Annotated in this window: 12 protein-coding genes; 5 read left to right on the forward strand and 7 right to left on the reverse strand. The window is 67.8% G+C overall.

Translation table 11 applies throughout. From position 1 onward, the window contains the following. Together OOT46_RS10730 and OOT46_RS10735 are read right to left on the reverse strand one after the other, a co-directional pair. On the reverse strand, positions 1 to 1,541 hold a 1,541-nt coding region (locus OOT46_RS10730; RefSeq protein ID WP_265403592.1), incomplete at its 3' end, for a hypothetical protein. Positions 1,542 to 1,903: 362 nt separating this feature from the next. Continuing rightward, the gene (locus OOT46_RS10735; RefSeq protein WP_265403593.1) at positions 1,904 to 2,851 is read right to left on the reverse strand and encodes an esterase/lipase family protein; all 948 of its coding nucleotides are present in this window, start codon (positions 2,849 to 2,851) and stop codon (positions 1,904 to 1,906) included. A gap of 578 nt (positions 2,852 to 3,429) precedes the next feature. On the opposite strand from OOT46_RS10735, the gene OOT46_RS10740 reads away from it, so the two are divergent. After that, the gene (locus tag OOT46_RS10740; protein ID WP_265403594.1) at positions 3,430 to 3,975 is read left to right on the forward strand and encodes a glycine-rich domain-containing protein; all 546 of its coding nucleotides are present in this window, start codon (positions 3,430 to 3,432) and stop codon (positions 3,973 to 3,975) included. 61 nt (positions 3,976 to 4,036) lie between these two features. On the opposite strand, the gene OOT46_RS10745 is transcribed toward OOT46_RS10740, so the two are convergent. Next, a complete protein-coding gene (locus OOT46_RS10745) occupies positions 4,037 to 6,292 on the reverse strand; it encodes an ATP-binding protein (protein WP_265403595.1) in 2,256 nt (751 codons plus the stop codon). Positions 6,293 to 6,613: 321 nt separating this feature from the next. Here OOT46_RS10745 and OOT46_RS10750 point away from each other — a divergent pair, with 321 nt between their 5' ends. Further along, positions 6,614 to 7,699: an AbrB family transcriptional regulator gene (locus OOT46_RS10750; RefSeq protein ID WP_265403596.1), complete on the forward strand. Its 1,086-nt coding sequence runs from the start codon at positions 6,614 to 6,616 to the stop codon at positions 7,697 to 7,699. 3 nt (positions 7,700 to 7,702) lie between these two features. Here OOT46_RS10750 and OOT46_RS10755 read toward each other — a convergent pair whose 3' ends face one another. Together OOT46_RS10755 and OOT46_RS10760 are read right to left on the reverse strand one after the other, a co-directional pair. After that, complete coding sequence (locus tag OOT46_RS10755; protein WP_265403597.1) at positions 7,703 to 8,278, reverse strand: MOSC domain-containing protein; 576 nt, start codon at positions 8,276 to 8,278, stop codon at positions 7,703 to 7,705. An 11-nt stretch (positions 8,279 to 8,289) separates the two neighbouring features. After that, a complete protein-coding gene (locus OOT46_RS10760; RefSeq protein ID WP_265403598.1) occupies positions 8,290 to 9,123 on the reverse strand; it encodes a substrate-binding domain-containing protein in 834 nt (277 codons plus the stop codon). A 443-nt stretch (positions 9,124 to 9,566) separates the two neighbouring features. Here OOT46_RS10760 and OOT46_RS10765 point away from each other — a divergent pair, with 443 nt between their 5' ends. Together OOT46_RS10765 and OOT46_RS10770 are read left to right on the forward strand one after the other, a co-directional pair. Beyond that, the gene (locus OOT46_RS10765) at positions 9,567 to 11,429 is read left to right on the forward strand and encodes a phosphoenolpyruvate carboxykinase (GTP) (RefSeq protein ID WP_265403599.1); all 1,863 of its coding nucleotides are present in this window, start codon (positions 9,567 to 9,569) and stop codon (positions 11,427 to 11,429) included. Positions 11,430 to 12,000: 571 nt separating this feature from the next. After that, on the forward strand, positions 12,001 to 13,836 hold the full coding sequence (locus OOT46_RS10770) for a S8 family peptidase (protein ID WP_265403600.1): 1,836 nt from the start codon (positions 12,001 to 12,003) through the stop codon (positions 13,834 to 13,836). Between the two features lie 181 nt (positions 13,837 to 14,017). Here the strand turns inward: OOT46_RS10770 and OOT46_RS10775 are convergent, their stop codons facing one another. Both OOT46_RS10775 and OOT46_RS10780 read right to left on the reverse strand, forming a co-directional pair. Further along, complete coding sequence (locus tag OOT46_RS10775; RefSeq protein ID WP_265403601.1) at positions 14,018 to 14,275, reverse strand: hypothetical protein; 258 nt, start codon at positions 14,273 to 14,275, stop codon at positions 14,018 to 14,020. 23 nt (positions 14,276 to 14,298) lie between these two features. Next, positions 14,299 to 14,547 (reverse strand): hypothetical protein, encoded by a 249-nt coding sequence (locus OOT46_RS10780; RefSeq protein WP_265403602.1) that lies wholly within the window; start codon positions 14,545 to 14,547, stop codon positions 14,299 to 14,301. 105 nt (positions 14,548 to 14,652) lie between these two features. On the opposite strand from OOT46_RS10780, the gene OOT46_RS10785 reads away from it, so the two are divergent. Continuing rightward, positions 14,653 to 15,630: a LysR family transcriptional regulator gene (locus OOT46_RS10785; RefSeq protein ID WP_265403603.1), complete on the forward strand. Its 978-nt coding sequence runs from the start codon at positions 14,653 to 14,655 to the stop codon at positions 15,628 to 15,630. Positions 15,631 to 15,647 lie beyond the last annotated feature (17 nt).

Here is a 15,647-nt window from a genome sequence, read left to right on the forward strand (position 1 = left end):
ACGCGGCCGGCGCCGAAAAGGTCGGCCGCACCGTCCCAGGACGCGCCGCCGTCGAGCCGCAACTCGCTGTCGATCCGCTTGCCATGGCGCGGCGCGGCCTCCCCGGCTGGGTACGCGGCCCCCCGGCTCAGCTCGGCCGGCCCGCTCACCGTGATCGACCGGGTCGCGCTCAGGCGAGCCGCGCCCCAGTGCAGGATCTGCAGGCCCAGGCCGCCGTCCACGGCCACTTCGCTATAGCCCATCGCGCCGCCCGGCTTCGCCGTCAGGGGGGTGTCGAGCTTCAGCGTGCCGATCGACAGCCCGCGCTGCACCTCCAGCCGCCCGCCGTCGCCCACCTCGACACGGCCACCCCCGGCCAGCAGCGCCGCAGGCCCGAAGACCGCGTGGCCCCCGTCGAGGGCCACGCGGCCCTGGTTCGAGAAGGTGCCGGCCGTGAAGAGGTGGCGGCCGCTCGCGGGTGCGGCGGGGTCGCCGTCTTCGGCCGCCGGTGCCTGCAGATGCACGCTGCCCTCGGCCCCGATGCGCCAGTCGCCGCTGCTTTGCAGGCCAAGCTCACGGGTGGCGAAGGAGAGCCGGCCTCCCACCACCTCGATGGTGCCGCTGTTCCACAGCGAGCCCTGCTCCAGCTCGACGCTGTAGCTGCCACCGTCGAGGTGCAGCGTGCCTTCGTTGCGCCACCAGCCGCCGCCCGCCCGGCCCTGCACCTCGACGCTGCCTTGCTGCACCGTGAAGAGGCCCAGGTTCAACAGCCCGGCGCTGCCGGACACGTGCTCGATGCGGGTGCCGGCAGCGCCGCTCTTGAGGTAACGGCCACCGTTGACGAAACTGCCGCCGGCGTTGACCAGGCGGTGATCCGCGCTGTCCGCGTGATCGGTGAAGAGCGCGCCGGCGGCGACGTGCAGCAGCCCTGCATTGTGCAGGGTCGCCGCGGTGCCGTCGCTCCAGCGCGCGACGCCACGCAGCTCCAGGCTGGCCTGCCGGCCGATGCGCTTGGCACCGGCGCCGTCGAACCGGGCTTCACCCGTCACGGTCACGCGCAGGTCCTGCGCCAGAGGCGAGGCGGCCGAAGCACCCAGGGAGCCGGCCGACCACTGCAGGCGCCCGGTCTCGAGGCTGCCGGGCCCCTGCAGCCAGGCGTCGCCGCCGCGCAGGTCCAGCCGGCCGAGGGATGAGCCCGGGCTGTTCAGGTTCAGGCTTCCGCCGTCCACGCTCAGGCCCGCGCTGCCGTTCATCGCACTGAGCCGGAAGCTGCCGCTGCGCAGCGTGGTGTCGAAGTCGCCGAGCTGGACGCGGGTCGTGTCGGCGGCCGGAATGCCGTGCGACCAGTTGTCGCCCAGGTCCCAGAAGGACCGCCCGGCGCCGGCCCCCGCGGTCCAGCGGGTTTCGGCCGGCGGTGCCGCCGTCGCAGCAGCAGCCGCCGCCACGGCGAGCAGGGCCCCGCCTGCCCGCCTCGGCGTTCGGCGGCCGGCAGCCGCAGCACGTCGCGCGAGGGCCGGCGGAAGGCGCAAGACGCAGCGCAGCGTAGCGGGGCGGTCGTTCATGCAGCTACTCCTCGACCGTTGTTGCCCCACGGTGGGCTTGCTGGCAGCCCCCGCGACCCTTCTGCGTCTCACGCTGGCCGCACGCCCCCGAAGGAGGCATCGCTGCGGTGCAGGCATGTTCCGGTCGACGCCCGGACAGCGCAGGTCGCTCAGAATCGGGCAAGCTGCCCATGCCGCCACACTGCAATTGCAAGCAGCGGTACGGGATCCGGCAGGGGTCGCTGGCGCCCCGGCGCAGCTCTGGAGTGCGCTCGCCCGGGTGGCCGCGCCGCCCCGCCGCGGGGAGAACCGTAGCGAGGTGTTACGGCTGCACGCACCCCTGATGTCGGCAGGGCTTCGCGCTCTGGGCGGCCCTGCCGCTCTCAGAGCCCGGCGGACTTCAGCCGGTTCGCCTGCGAGCGGTAGAAGGACACGGGGTCGGCCGAGAACCAGCCGCGCAGGCCGAAGGCATGGTTGATCTGGTCGATGTGGTTCCAGTCGTAGTTGTCCCGCAACACCTGACCCCAGCGTGACGAACAGCGGCCTACCAGGCCGTCGTTGGCCTCGCCCTTGAAGAACAGCGAACCGACACCCAGCAGCGCATCGCCCGCGTCGAGCAGGTGCGTCAGCACCGAGGTACCGCCCACCGAGTAGTAGCGCACGCCGTTGGCCACGGCCGGGCCATCACCGCAGCTGGAGGTCGGTGCACCGGCCGGGAAGCGCGCGTTGAAGCTGGCCGCGCCGGCGGTGGTCAGGGACAGCATGGCCGCCTCCGAGTTCTGCGGCAGGCCGTCATTGCCCGAGAGCAGGCCGATGAGGTGGGCAAAGCCGTTGACCAGGGAGGCGACCAGCTCGCCGCTGCCGGTCGCGTCGGTGCCCCGTTTCATCGCGTCGGCCACCGGGCTGCCCTGGTGCGGGGTGCCGACCGTGGTGACCGAGGCGACCAGCTCGGGCGCGACCGCGGCGACATAACGCACCGTCTGCCCACCGTGGCTGTGGCCCATCAGGTTGAAGCGCTGGTATCCGTGCGCCGCACGCAGCCGCCGCAGCTCGGCCAGCAGCTGCTCGCCGCGCACCTCGCTGCTGTTGGCGGCCGACTGCTGGGTGATGTGCACCGTGGCGCCGCCCGAGCGCAGCGCGCCGCTGATGCCCCACCAGTAGTCGGCGATGCCCATCGAGTCCCAGCCAAACAGGCCATGGACGAGAACGATGGGGTGGCGGGTCTGCGTGTAGGTGTCGGCGGCGAGGGCCGGGGCGGGCGCGGCAGCCAGCGTGAGGTTGCAGCCGAGGCAGGCTGCAGCCGCAAAGCTGCGAACAGGGTGTCGCTTCATCGGGGTACTCCTCTTCGTTCATCGGGGGAAACACGCAGCCCCGGCAGGCGCCAGACAGGCCGCGCAGCGGTCTCGATTGGAGGACCGCGAGCCCCTGCTCGCCTGAGGGCTTACCCAGAGCTGCGCCGCAACAAAGTGATTCAAACGTCGGCACCGGTGGGCCGCCATGGGCTGGCGTCACATCACCCCCGCGAATGAGGGGGGTCGCAAGTTCGAACGGCATTTGCCGGCACGTCAAGCGGGCTTTCGCAAGGTCTAAGGTGGAAAAACCCGGTTCTGGAAGAGCTACCCGTGAAATCACGGAATAGGTTTTGCTTTGGCGTGGCGCAGACTGTGGTAGTGGGACGTTTCTACACCGGGTGCAACCCGTGGAACCCCGCCTGTTGCCACGGTCTGCCGACCGGTTCTGTAGTTTTTACAGGAGACAAGCGTCACGTATCGTTACTTACATCGACCCCCGTGGATCCGAAAGTAACAGTACGCTCGGTTGCAAATTCAGCTGTAGGCCCGGTTCCAGAGCATGACGGTGCAGGGGCTATGGCAGGCAACAGCAGTCACCCCATTTGCTTGGAGGAAACATGGAAACAATCTCTTCGCGCTACGACCACGAACACGCCCTACGCGAGATCGACGCATTGGACCTGGAAGCGATCCGTTTTCAGCTAACGCACGACCGCGGCGATTTCCGCTGGTCCGCCGAGCGCGTGGCCTCGGCCGAGCTGGGCTACCGGCGTTACTTGAAGTTGCGGGTCCTGCACCCTGACGTCATGATCCCGCCGACCCGCGATGCCGACCAGTTTTGGCACAACCACATCCTCGACACGCGCAAGTACGCTGAGGACTGCGAGCGTGTCTTCGGCCATTTTCTGCACCACTTCCCCTACTTCGGTGTGCAAGGCGACGAAGACGCGGCCCAGCATGCTGCCGCTACGGACTTTATGCGTGAGCAGTACGAGCGTGAGTTCGGTGAGTCTGTGGACCGGTTGGGCGACTGGGAACAGATCGAGTCGGTCCAACGGTCTGAAGCACAAAAAGCCGCCTGGAAAGCCGCTAGGGACATCGTCGCTGTCGCGCGCAATGGCCAACGCGCCCGGCGTAGCACCGTGGCTGCCTTTTGCGGATAAAGACTGAAGTGGGGCGGGCACATGCCCGCCTCATTTCTTGCAATCTTTCCTTCCGCCGTCCTCAGCTCGAGGACTCGTCCTTGGGACTCGCGTGCGCTTCTGCGTCATCCGGCAGGAAAGTCGGTTGAGGTTCAGCTGGAGCAAGACTTGCGAGCGTCGCGCTCAGCACTTTGAGGTTGATCGGCTTCTGGATCACAGGCAGTTCCGGGTGCTTCTCTCGTACCTGCTGCGCATCCGCTGAATCGTTCATCAGCAAGACGGAGAGCAGCTGGGGAAACAGCTTGCGCGCATGCTGAAGCACTTCCAACCCTGAGCGGTTCGGAAGACGATAGTCGGCAATGATCACACTCCACCGCCGAGCAGGATCCTCGAGTTCGCGGACGGCAGCAGGCGCGTCCTCGGCTACCGCCACTTCCAAGCCCCAGGTCCGCAGCAATTCGGCCAAGCTCTCTGCCCCCAGAGAGTCGTTATCCACCACCAGGGCGCGACCTTCAAGCACAGGTGTGTCTTCGGGGAGCGGCTCGGGTGCTGCGTGCTCGGCCATCGGCACCGTGATGGTGAAAGTGGTGCCCTTGCCCGACTCGGACTTGAGCGCAACAGGATGGTTGAGCAGGATGCTCATCCGCTTGACAATGGCCAGCCCGAGGCCAAGTCCGAAGGACGGATTGCGCTGCGGGTTCCCCAGCTGGTGAAACTCCTCGAAGATCACCTCCTGCTTTTCGGGTGGAATGCCTTCACCTGAGTCGGCCACCAGGATGTAGACCTTGTCGCCCCGGTGGCGCACATAGACCTTTACCGAACCGCCCACTGGCGTGTACTTGATCGCGTTGCTAATCAGGTTGCGGATCATGCGGCCGAGCAACACCTTATCGCTCCTCACCGCACAACGGCAAGGCTGAATATAGAACTCCTGCTTCTTGAGTTGCGCCGCCGCCCCGAATTCGTCCCCTATCGTTTGGAGCACCTTCTGCAGGTCGAAGTCGACAAAAGTCGGCGTGATGAGGCCAGCATCGAGCTGCGAGACATCAAGCAAGCTTGTGAGCAGGTCGACAAGATTGGCCACTGACTTGCGCAGCCGCTCGACGGTGTCGCCCTCGTTGTTTTCTTCTTTCCGCGCTGCCAGGAGAGCGATATTGAGGTGCATGGCCTGCAGCGGCTGGCGCAGGTCGTGACTGGCGGCGGCAACGAAATAAGTCTTCGCCTTGTTCGCCTGTACTGCGTCGTCCCGGGACCGACGCATCTCTTCGTTGGCCTGAGACAACTGCTCTTGCCTCAAGGCCAGGTTCTTTGCCATTTCGTCGAGCGTCGCGCCCAGTTCCCCGAACTCGGCGTCCCGCAGCTGTCCAAGCCTTGTTCTGGCGTGGAGATCTCCGCTTCGCCATTGGCGCGCTGTTTCAGTCAGACGGGAAAGCGGTCGGTACAGACCTGCCCGTGCGACGAGCCAGGCCAGCAACAGAGCCAACGCGACGGCACCAAAAACAGTCAGCGCTCGTCGAACCACCATCGTCTGGACGGGCCTCATGACGGCTTCCCGCGGGAAGCTCAGTGCGATCGCAACGCCCTCGGCAACACTGTTGAGCGGCACGTATCCCACAATACGCGAAGGCTGCCGTTCAAGCGTGACAACCTCAGCACCCGGTTTGTCCCTGCTCAGCAACGCCATGAGAGCCGAAGATACCTTGGTCCCCTTCCTAGACGTGTCAGGCAGCTGTACAAGTACGGTGCCATTTCGGTCCGTCACGATGAGACTGCTGTCCTGCGGCAACGGAGTTTCGCTAAGTCGTTGGGCGAGCGCGACCAAACTCAGGGAGGCGAAAACGACACCGTTCGGACTCCCATTCTCCGCGCGCGTCGGATAGGCGTAGTGAAAAACGGCGTGGTTGATGTTGCGTGCGACCGCAAACTCGCCGGCCGCAAATCCGTTCGTCGCCATGGCTAGCTTGAAGTACCAGCGATCGTCAGCCTTGCCTGCGTAGGTGTTGGGAACTCCCAGACAGTACAACTGGCCCTGCTCGTTGACCCCACCCACGGTAAACGTGTTCCTGAAGTGCTCCTGCAAGGCCTTTGCGTAAGCGGTACACCCTTCCGGATCCCTGTTCTGGACGACGGGGTTCAGCGACATCGCGATCAGGAGCTCGCGAAAACCGATGCTCATTTGTTGGAGTCGGCCCGCGTAAACCTCAGCCTGCCGCTGAGCCTCCTGGAAGGCCGCCTCTTCCTGTCGCTTGAACTGCTCCACCTGCTCGACAGTCTCGACGACCATCACTGGCGCAAGCGCGGCCAGGACGAGTACAACAAGACGAGTGCGTAGCTTCATTGCTGATAGAGGTTGGTGAGCTCGTCGCTGGGTCGCCGGGCTTGTAGTTGTTCAAACGACATGGCAACGGCCCGCCATGCAAAAGGGCCGGTCACAGCCATCCCCGCCCGCACGCAACACTCTAGCTTGCAAAACGGGTTACGGACATTCCACAAGAGCGTTCGTGAACGAAGCAAGGGGGCGGCGAAGTACAAACGGCGTGGACAGCGGTTTGACAGGACAGACTGGTAGGGTACGAAGCGACGCCATGCGGCGGCGGCAGCCGCGCCACGCCGACGGTGCGCCCGAACCGAGTTGCTCACGCAGGACCTCACCATCGCTGTGCCCCTCCTCCCCTCCCAGACCGGACCGCTCGCCTTGCGCGTCGGCCTCACCTTGTCGCTCGCTGCCTTGCTGGCGCTCGCGTGCGAATCCCTTGGTACGCCGCTGCCCTGGATGATAGGGCCTCTGGTGGGCACTGCGGTGGCTTGCATGCTCGGCCTGCCATTGGCGAGCGCTGGACCGCTGCGCAACGCCGGGCAATGGGCCATCGGCGCCGCACTGGGCCTGTACTTCACGCCGCAGGTGGTCGGCATCGTGGCGAGCCATGCCGGCGCCATCGTCGCGGGTATCGTCTGGGCGCTCGCCATCGGCATGGCCTTCGGCGTGTTTCTGCGCTACAGCAACCCGCACATCGCGGGGCTCGACCGCGCCACCACCTTTTTTTCGAGCGCGATCGGCGGGGCATCCGAGATGGCGGTGCTGGCCGACCGCCACGGCGGCCGGGTCGACCTGGTCGCGTCGGCCCACAGCGTGCGCATCATGATCGTGGTCCTCACGATCCCCTTCGGCTTTCAGTTCGCCGGCGTGCACGGGCTCGATCCCTTCATCCCCGGCCCGGCTCGTGTCAGCCCGACGGGGCTGCTGGGCCTGATCGCAGTGACCGGCGCGGTCTCGCTTCTGCTGCAGAAGCTGAACAAGCCCAACCCCTGGGTGCTCGGCTCGCTGGCCGCCGCCGCGACGCTGACGGCCAGCGGCGTCGAGCTCTCGGCGTTGCCGCGGTGGATGACGAACCTGGGCCAGCTCTTCATCGGCGTGGCGCTGGGCACCCGCTTCACGCCCGCCTTCGTGCACACCGCGCCACGCTGGCTGTTCACGGTGGCGGCCGGCACGCTGGCCACGATCGTCGCGAGCGCTGGCTTCGCCTGGTGCCTGGCGCGTTGGGCCGGACTTCATCCGGCCACCGTGCTGCTGGGCACTTCGCCGGGCGGCATTGCCGAGATGTGCATCACGGCCAAGGTGCTGCAGCTCGGCGTGCCCATCGTGACCGCCTTCCACGTGACGCGCATGACCGCCGTGGTGCTGCTGGCGGGGCCGCTGTTCCGCTGGAGCGAAGGCCGCCGCGCCGCTGTTCGCCCAGGCCGCTGAGCTTCAGCGCCCCCGGCGCATGCGGGCCGAGAACAGCTCGGCGATCGAGACCTCCCGAGGCCCGGGTACCAGATCGAAGCTCTCGCCGGCGCGGATCTGCCCCGGCTCGCGCACCGCGAGGTAGAAGCCGCAGTAGCCCGACTGAGCCATCATCTTGCTGGCCTGCCGGAAGCCCATCGCCGCCTCGAACTTGAAGCAGGGAAAACGCGGCGCGCTGACCGCCAGCGTGCAACCTGGGAAACGCAACAGGTCGCCGACCCAGGCGCCTGCTTCGAGCAGTCCGCTGATCGTCAGGTTTTCGCCCAGGCTGCCGGGCGGCAGTTCCTGGTTCCAGGCGCCCTGCCCTGCCTGCGCCTTCACGGTGGACCAGAAGCGGTAGTGCTCCTGCGGGTAGGCATAGACCGCCTTCTCCAGGCCGCCGTGCACGCTGAGGTCGGCCTGCTCGTCACCCTCCAGGCCTAGCATGCGCACCGCGACGCTGCCCGGTGCCGGCTGCTTGGCATAACCGGTCAGCACCTCACGGCCCTGGATCTGCACGGGCCTCACCACACCGACATTGACTGACAGAAGCTGTCCCATGGGCTGCTCCTTCAACCGGCCACAGGCCGCGCGCGAAAGCCGCCCGGCGCCCTCTGCACCACTCGCCGGCCGGTCGGCCCGCTGAGCCAGTTCATGAACAGCTTCGCGCCGGGGTGCGTGGCGCGGAAAGGCAGCATGGCGTGATAGGCATCGGCCAGGCGCGGATCGCCTTCGACCAGCAGGCCGAGGCGGGCACGGCGTGACGACGTCAGCCAGGTCGCCCGGTCCACCAGCACGAAGGCTTGCTGGTCGTTCGCGATGGCGAGCGTCTCGCCCATGCCGGCGCCGGCCCGGAGGTGCCACGGCCCTTGGGGGACCGCCTTGGCGAGACCCCACAGCTGGCTTTCCTTGAGCTGGCTGCCCGACCGTTCTGCACCCGAGACGAAGCGGGCGGCACCGCGGGCGCCGGCCTCGGCAATGGCGGCCATTGCGCGCACCGCGTCGCGCTCCCCGCGCAAGGGCAGCACCGCCGGGTCGCCGCCCTTGCGCGGCAGGGGGCCGGCGATCACGAAGTCGTTGGCGGCGACAAAACGGCGGTCGTGGGCCAGGCCTCGCCGCTCCAGCGCGAGCTCGAGTTCGGGGGCGTGTGTGACGGCCGCATCCACCTCGCCCTGCTCCAGCAGGCTCAGCACCTTGCCGCTGGGCCCGGGCACCAGCTGGATCGCCAGCCCGGTGTCGCGCGCCACCGCGACCTTCAGGCGCTGAGCCAGCCCGCAGTCGGCCAGCGAAGTCGCCACACCGACCAGCAGTGCACTCTGCTGCGGAAGGCGCTGCTGGGCCACCGCCCAGGCCGGCGCGGCACTGCCGGCCAGCAAGGTCAGGAAGCGACGACGAACAAGCTGCATGAGGAGACTGCCGGAAAAGGCGTAACCGAAGGCGCCCGCATCTTAATCACGAAACTCCGCGGCGGCCGGCCGTGACCGCCGGTCGGCGACCAAGCGCCGCTGGGCGGAAAAACGCACGACCGTGCACAAATGATGCATTCATCCATTCCGTTTACGCATAACCGGGCAGGCGGACCGGGTTACCTGAGGATTACACTCGACGTCGCCGCCGCCTCCGGGCGGCTTTGTGCCGCCCATCCGGCGCCAAGCCCGCATCCGTCCACGCCAAAAGCCTTGCACGACGTTTGCTAGTCCCGTTGTCCCGGCCGCCGTCGAGCGTGTCGTCGACGGGTAACCGCCCGAAACCCGTCTTCGCGGCATCCGGAAAGCCGAGTGCACGCTGTGCGCCCTCGCGCCTCGCACCAGGCTTTCCGAATTCCGTGTTTTCGATGTTTGGAGAATCCATGAACCAGCCTGTCATGCAGGGGCTGCAATTGAATGCGCCCGCCTATGTGAAGAACGCCAAGCTGCTGGCCTGGGTGGCCGAGATCGCCGCCCTGACGCAGCCCGAACGCATCTACTGGTGCGATGGCAGCCAGCAGGAGTACGACCGCCTCTGCCAGGAACTGGTGCAGGCCGGCACCTTCCGCAAGCTCAACGATGCCAAGCGCCCCAACAGCTACCTGGCCTGGAGCGACCCGAGCGACGTGGCGCGCGTCGAAGACCGCACCTTCATCTGCACCGAGAACCAGGCCGACGCCGGCCCCACCAACAACTGGATGGCACCGGCGCAGATGCGCACGACGCTGCAGACCGGCCCCGACGCACTCTTCCAGGGCTGCATGCGCGGCCGCACGCTGTATGTGGTGCCCTTCTCGATGGGCCCGCTGGGCTCGCCCATCGCGCACATCGGTGTCGAGCTGTCGGACAGCCCCTATGTGGCAGTGAACATGCGCATCATGACGCGCATGGGCCGCGCGGTGTACGACGTGCTGGGCGTGGACGGCGAGTTCGTGCCCTGCGTGCACAGCGTGGGCGCGCCGCTGCGTCCGGGCCAGCAGGATGTGTCCTGGCCCTGCAACAAGACCAAGTACATCGTCCATTACCCCGAGACGCGCGAGATCTGGAGCTACGGCTCGGGTTACGGCGGCAATGCGCTGCTGGGCAAGAAGTGCTTCGCGCTGCGCATCGCCTCGACGATGGGCCGCGACCAGGGCTGGCTGGCCGAGCACATGCTGATCCTCGGCGTCAGCTCGCCCGAGGGCAAGAAGTACCACGTCGCGGCGGCCTTCCCCAGCGCCTGCGGCAAGACCAACTTCGCGATGCTGATTCCGCCGGCCGGCTTCGAGGGCTGGAAGGTCACGACCATTGGCGACGACATCGCCTGGATCAAGCCCGGCGCCGACGGGCGCCTTTACGCGATCAACCCCGAAGCCGGCTACTTCGGCGTGGCCCCGGGCACCAATGTCAAGACCAACCCGAACTGCATGGCCTCACTGGACCGCGACGTCATCTTCACCAATGTCGCGCTGACCGACGACGGCGACGTCTGGTGGGAGGGCATGACCGACACCCCGCCCGCCCACTGCATCGACTGGCAAGGCCAGGACTGGACGCCCGAGATCGCCAAGGAGACCGGCCGCAAGGCGGCTCATCCGAACGCCCGCTTCACCGTCGCGGCGACCAACAACCCGGCGCTCGACGACCAGTGGGACGACCCGCGCGGCGTCGCGCTCGATGCCTTCATCTTCGGCGGCCGACGCTCCACCACGGTGCCCCTGGTGACCGAGGCACGCGACTGGACCGAGGGCGTCTACATGGCTGCCACGATGGGCTCCGAGACCACCGCCGCAGCCGCCGGCCAGCAGGGTGTGGTGCGCCGCGACCCCTTCGCGATGCTGCCCTTCATGGGCTACCACATGGCCGACTACTTCCGCCACTGGCTGGCGCTGGGCGAGAAGCTGCAGGCCAGCGGCGCGAAGCTGCCCAAGATCTACTGCGTCAACTGGTTCCGCAAGGGCGAGGACGGCAAGTTCGTCTGGCCCGGCTTCGGCGACAACATGCGCGTGCTGAAGTGGATGCTGGACCGGGTTGAAGGCAAGGCAGAGGGCAGCGAACACGTGTTCGGCGTCTCGCCGCGCTACCAGGACATCGAATGGCGTGGCAGCAACTTCGGCGAGCAGCTCTACGGTCAGGTGGCGAGCATCGACAGCGCCGCATGGCAGCAAGAGTTCCTGCTGCACGACGAACTGTTCGCGCAGCTGGGTGGGCGGGTGCCGCCCGCGCTGCTGGAGGTCAAGCGCAAGTTCCAGACGCGCATCGGCTGAGTTTCTCTCCCCGCCGTTTCCAATTCAGGGCACCTTCGGGTGCCCTTTGCTTTTCCCGACTCCTGCAGGCCGGTGCTGTCGGCCTGCGTCTTTGTCACGCTTTTTCTGCCCTGTGCGCGCGGCACCGCCGCGGTGCCGAGCCGGCGCTTTGGCGGTGCCCGCAGCCACCTGGAAGTGCGCATACGCCGCAGCCTGGGGCGCTTTACTACCTTTTGTCTGCTTCGGCGCACCATCGAGCAGATGGCAAACAATCACTTGTCAGCAGAGGTATTTCTCGCTTGTGAGCACCAACTGCGAAGACTAGGATCCCCGGCGGCCATGCGCAGGATGGTCCATACCGGGACCCGTCCACGCGAGGCGCGGAAACCGCTCCGCGCGGCATGCGGTCCCCGATCCGGGGGCCGTTTTCCGGCACACGCTTCGGGCGCGAGCCAGAGGCACTTCGTCTCGGAAGCCTGTTGTGCGCTGGGGTTTCTGTTACTGCTCGACGGCTGCCCCGGTCGCAACCGCGGCCCACATGCGCCGGCGCTGCATCCCCTGGCGTCCAACCTTGACTCGCGAGGTTCCACAGATGAACAGTCGACTCCAACCCTCGGCCCTGCGCCGCGCTGTAGGCAGCGCCAGCCTGGCTGCTGCGGTTTGCCTGCTCCTGCCCCAGTTCGTCCAAGCCGGTGGCGGCCCGGAGCGCTTCCGCGACGCGCCACTCCACCCTGCCATGGCGGCGTGGCAGGGGTCGCAGCGCGGCACCGATCAGTTGATCGTGAAGTACCGCACCGCCCAGGCCCTGCGCCTCGGTGCGGCGGCGACGGCACACCGGCCGGCCGCCAGCGCGGCCATGGCACAGCTCGGCGTGCAGATGAAGGCGCAGCGCACACTGAGCGCCCAGACGCAGGTGCTGCGGCTGTCCCGCAAGCTGCGCCTCGATGAAGCCAGCGACCTGGCCCGCCAGCTCGCGGCCGACGACCCCAACATCGAATACGCCGAGCCCGACCGCATCCTCACGATCCAGGCCACGCCGACCGACCCGCGCTACGGCGAGCAGTGGCACTACTTCGAGCCTACCGGCGGCCTGAACCTCCCCGCCGCCTGGGACCACTCGACGGGCTCGGGGGTGGTGGTCGCCGTGCTGGACACCGGCTTCCGCCCGCATGCCGACCTCAGGCGCAATCTGATCGCCGGCTATGACTTCGTCAACGACGTCTTCGTCGCCAACGACGGCGATGGCCGCGACAGCGACCCGAGCGACCCCGGTGACGGCGTGCTGGCGGGCGAATGCGGCGGCGGTCAGCCCATCCAGGACGAGTCGAGCAGCTGGCACGGCACCCACGTGGCAGGCACGGTGGCCGCGGCCGCCGACGGCACCGGTGTGGTCGGCGTCGCCTACAACGCCAAGATCCAGCCGGTGCGCGTGCTGGGCAGGTGCGGCGGCTACATGTCGGACATCGCCGAAGCCGTGATCTGGGCCTCGGGCGGCAGCGTCAGCGGCGTGCCCGCGAACGCGACGCCGGCACGGGTCATCAACCTCTCGCTGGGCGGCTTTGGCAGCTGCGACCAGACGATGCAGGACGCAGTGAATTCCGCGCGCAGTCGCCGCACAGTGGTGGTGGTGGCGGCCGGCAACTCCAGCTCGGACGCCCGCTCCTTCACGCCGGCCAACTGCCAGGGTGTGGTCACCGTCGCAGCGACCAACCGAAGCGGCGGCCGCAGCTACTACTCCAACTACGGCAGCACGGTGGAGGTCGCCGCGCCCGGCGGGGAGACGAGCAGCAGCCGCGCCAACGGCGTCCTGTCCACGCTCAACGCCGGCCAGAGAACTCCGGGCGCTGACAGCTTTGCGTTCTACCAGGGCACGTCAATGGCCGCGCCCCACGTTGCCGGCGTCGTCGCGCTGGTGCTGGAGCGCAACAGCAACCTCTCGTCCGATGCAGTCAGCACCCTGCTGCAGAACAGTGCGCGAGCCTTCCCCGCCGCGTGCAGCGGCTGCGGGCGCGGCATTGTCGATGCGGCGGCCGCCGTCGCGGCAGCCAGCGGTGGCGATGGCGATCCCGAGGAGGTGACCGAAGTCGAGCCGAACGACACCACCTCGCAGGCGCAGGTGATCGCGATCAGCGGCAGCACCGTGCGCGGCGCGATGGCCAGCGACTCGGATCACGACTACTACAGCGTCGCGCTGGGCGCCGGCCGGACGCTGACGATCGGCCTGACGCCCAACTCCACGTCCGACTACGACCTCTACGTCTACGACGCCGGCAGCCGACTGGTCGGACGCAGCCTGCGTGGCCGGGGCCTGCGCGACGTGTTGTCGGTCTCGGGCGGCAGCGGCGGCGGCACCTATTACATCGAGGTGCGCTACTACGACGGCGACACGGGCGACCAGGGCCGCTACACGATAGACGCGAGCTTCTGAACGCCGGCCGGGCCGCCCCGGCCCTGCTTCTCCATCCAGCCGCCTTCGGGCGGCTTTTTTGCGCGGCCGAGCGGAAACAAAAAACCCGCGGCACCGGCCGCGGGTTGTTGTTGCCCCCACGCGAGGCGCCACCGGAGCGGCAGCGTCGCGGGCAGTACGCCCCTCGTGCGCGGCGGCTTGTTCAGCGATCCAGTTCGCCATCGAAGCGGCAGGCCGCGGCACGCAGGTCGGCCGCGAAGCCGGGCTGGGTGCGCTCGTATTCCCGGGCCATGGCCAGCACGGCCTGGACCGACTCGAAGTGGTCCGGTTCACGGTGCAGCAGCTTGCCAAGACGCTGGACGCCCTGGTAGGCAGCGGCAAATAGTTCGGCGAGCGGGTTGGCACCGCGCGGAGCGAGGCTACGGTGGGCGAGGTGCACGTTGATGGTGGTTGCAGTCATGTTCTTCTCCTAGCGAGATCGAGTCAGCGCGCCAGATAGGCCTGGGCAGCGGCGCGCAGTTCTGCCGCTTCAAGCGGTTGGGAAGCCTGGTAGCGGTCGGCCAGGCTGTTGAGGTCGTGGGCCACGCGGGTGGCATGCGGCCGTTGAGCCAGAGCCCGCACCGGGAGGGTCACCAGACGGGCGAGCCCGGCGCACAAGGCGGCGAGCGCGTCGGCGCCGCGGGGGGCGACGTTGCGGCGAGCGAGCTGCAGTGTGATGGTGGTGGGGGTCATGGTGAAGGGCCTTGTTGGGACTCAATGGTGGCAAGTATGGGGTAAACCCTAGATATGCTGCCAATGAATTGTGTGAATCTTAGAAATTCACCATGGTGATATCAGATGAACTTCCGGACCCTCGACCTGAACCTGCTGCGTGTGTTCGACCAGGTGATGGCCGAGCAGAACCTGACGCGCGCCGCCGAGCGGCTGGCCATGACCCAGCCGGCGGTCAGCAACGCCTTGCGCCGGCTGCGCGAGGCGATGGGCGACGACCTGGTGGTGCGCACCGCCTTCGGCGTCAAGCCAACGCCGCGGGCCGAGGCCCTGTGGCCGGAGGTGCGTGCGGCACTGGCGCGCCTGCGTGACGCGCTGGACCCGGCGGACTTCGACCCCGGCGCCTCGGAAGCCACCTTCCGGCTCGCCATGGCGGACGCCACCGCCGCCACACTGCTACCGCCCCTGGTCGAGCGCATCGAAAAGACGCAAGCGCTCACCAACGTGCGCGTTTTTCCGCTCACCACACGCGACCCGCGGGGCTTGCTGGACAAGGGTGAGGTGGATTTCGCGATCGGCTACTTTCCCGACGCGGTGGCGGCCCTGACATCGCAGGGCAGCGCGGCACTGCTGCATCACGAGCGGCTGTGGGACGGGGAATACGTCTGCGTGATGCGCAAGGGCCACCCTTTGGCCAGCCAGCCGCTCACGCTCGACAATTTCTGTTCGGCCCATCACCTGCTGGTGAGCTTCTCGGGCCGCGCCCACGGTTTTGTGGACCAGGCCCTCGCCATCCTGAAGCGCACCCGGCGCATCGTGCTGACGGTGAACCAGTTTTTCACCGCGGGCCGGGTGGTGATGCACTCCGACCTGCTGACGGTGCTGCCGCGCGACTTCCTGCCGGCCACCGGCTTCGAGCACGAGCTGACGCAGAAGCCGCTGCCGCTGGCGCTGCAGGGCGTGCACGTGGAAGTCCTGTGGCACCAGCGCCATGACAGCGACCCCGCGCACCGCTGGATGCGGGAGCAGATCCTGGCGGTCGGCGCACTGCGGGGCGCCAGGCGGTCGGCGCCCGGGGCCAGTTCTGCGCCGGGCGAAGACTAGGAATCGGCGCGGCAGGC

The sequence above is a fragment of the Aquabacterium sp. A7-Y genome, assembly GCF_026153205.1.
Lineage (GTDB): Bacteria > Pseudomonadota > Gammaproteobacteria > Burkholderiales > Burkholderiaceae_C > Caldimonas.

Bases quoted from the DNA above. Each gene is read 5' to 3' on its own strand.
- OOT46_RS10735 (WP_265403593.1), bottom strand. From the start codon at position 2,851: ATGAAGCGACACCCTGTTCGCAGCTTTGCGGCTGCAGCCTGCCTCGGC.
- OOT46_RS10740 (WP_265403594.1), top strand. From the start codon at position 3,430: ATGGAAACAATCTCTTCGCGCTACGACCACGAACACGCCCTACGCGAG.
- OOT46_RS10745 (WP_265403595.1), bottom strand. From the start codon at position 6,292: ATGAAGCTACGCACTCGTCTTGTTGTACTCGTCCTGGCCGCGCTTGCG.
- OOT46_RS10755 (WP_265403597.1), bottom strand. From the start codon at position 8,278: ATGGGACAGCTTCTGTCAGTCAATGTCGGTGTGGTGAGGCCCGTGCAG.
- OOT46_RS10760 (WP_265403598.1), bottom strand. From the start codon at position 9,123: ATGCAGCTTGTTCGTCGTCGCTTCCTGACCTTGCTGGCCGGCAGTGCC.
- OOT46_RS10765 (WP_265403599.1), top strand. From the start codon at position 9,567: ATGAACCAGCCTGTCATGCAGGGGCTGCAATTGAATGCGCCCGCCTAT.
- OOT46_RS10770 (WP_265403600.1), top strand. From the start codon at position 12,001: ATGAACAGTCGACTCCAACCCTCGGCCCTGCGCCGCGCTGTAGGCAGC.
- OOT46_RS10775 (WP_265403601.1), bottom strand. From the start codon at position 14,275: ATGACTGCAACCACCATCAACGTGCACCTCGCCCACCGTAGCCTCGCT.
- OOT46_RS10780 (WP_265403602.1), bottom strand. From the start codon at position 14,547: ATGACCCCCACCACCATCACACTGCAGCTCGCTCGCCGCAACGTCGCC.
- OOT46_RS10785 (WP_265403603.1), top strand. From the start codon at position 14,653: ATGAACTTCCGGACCCTCGACCTGAACCTGCTGCGTGTGTTCGACCAG.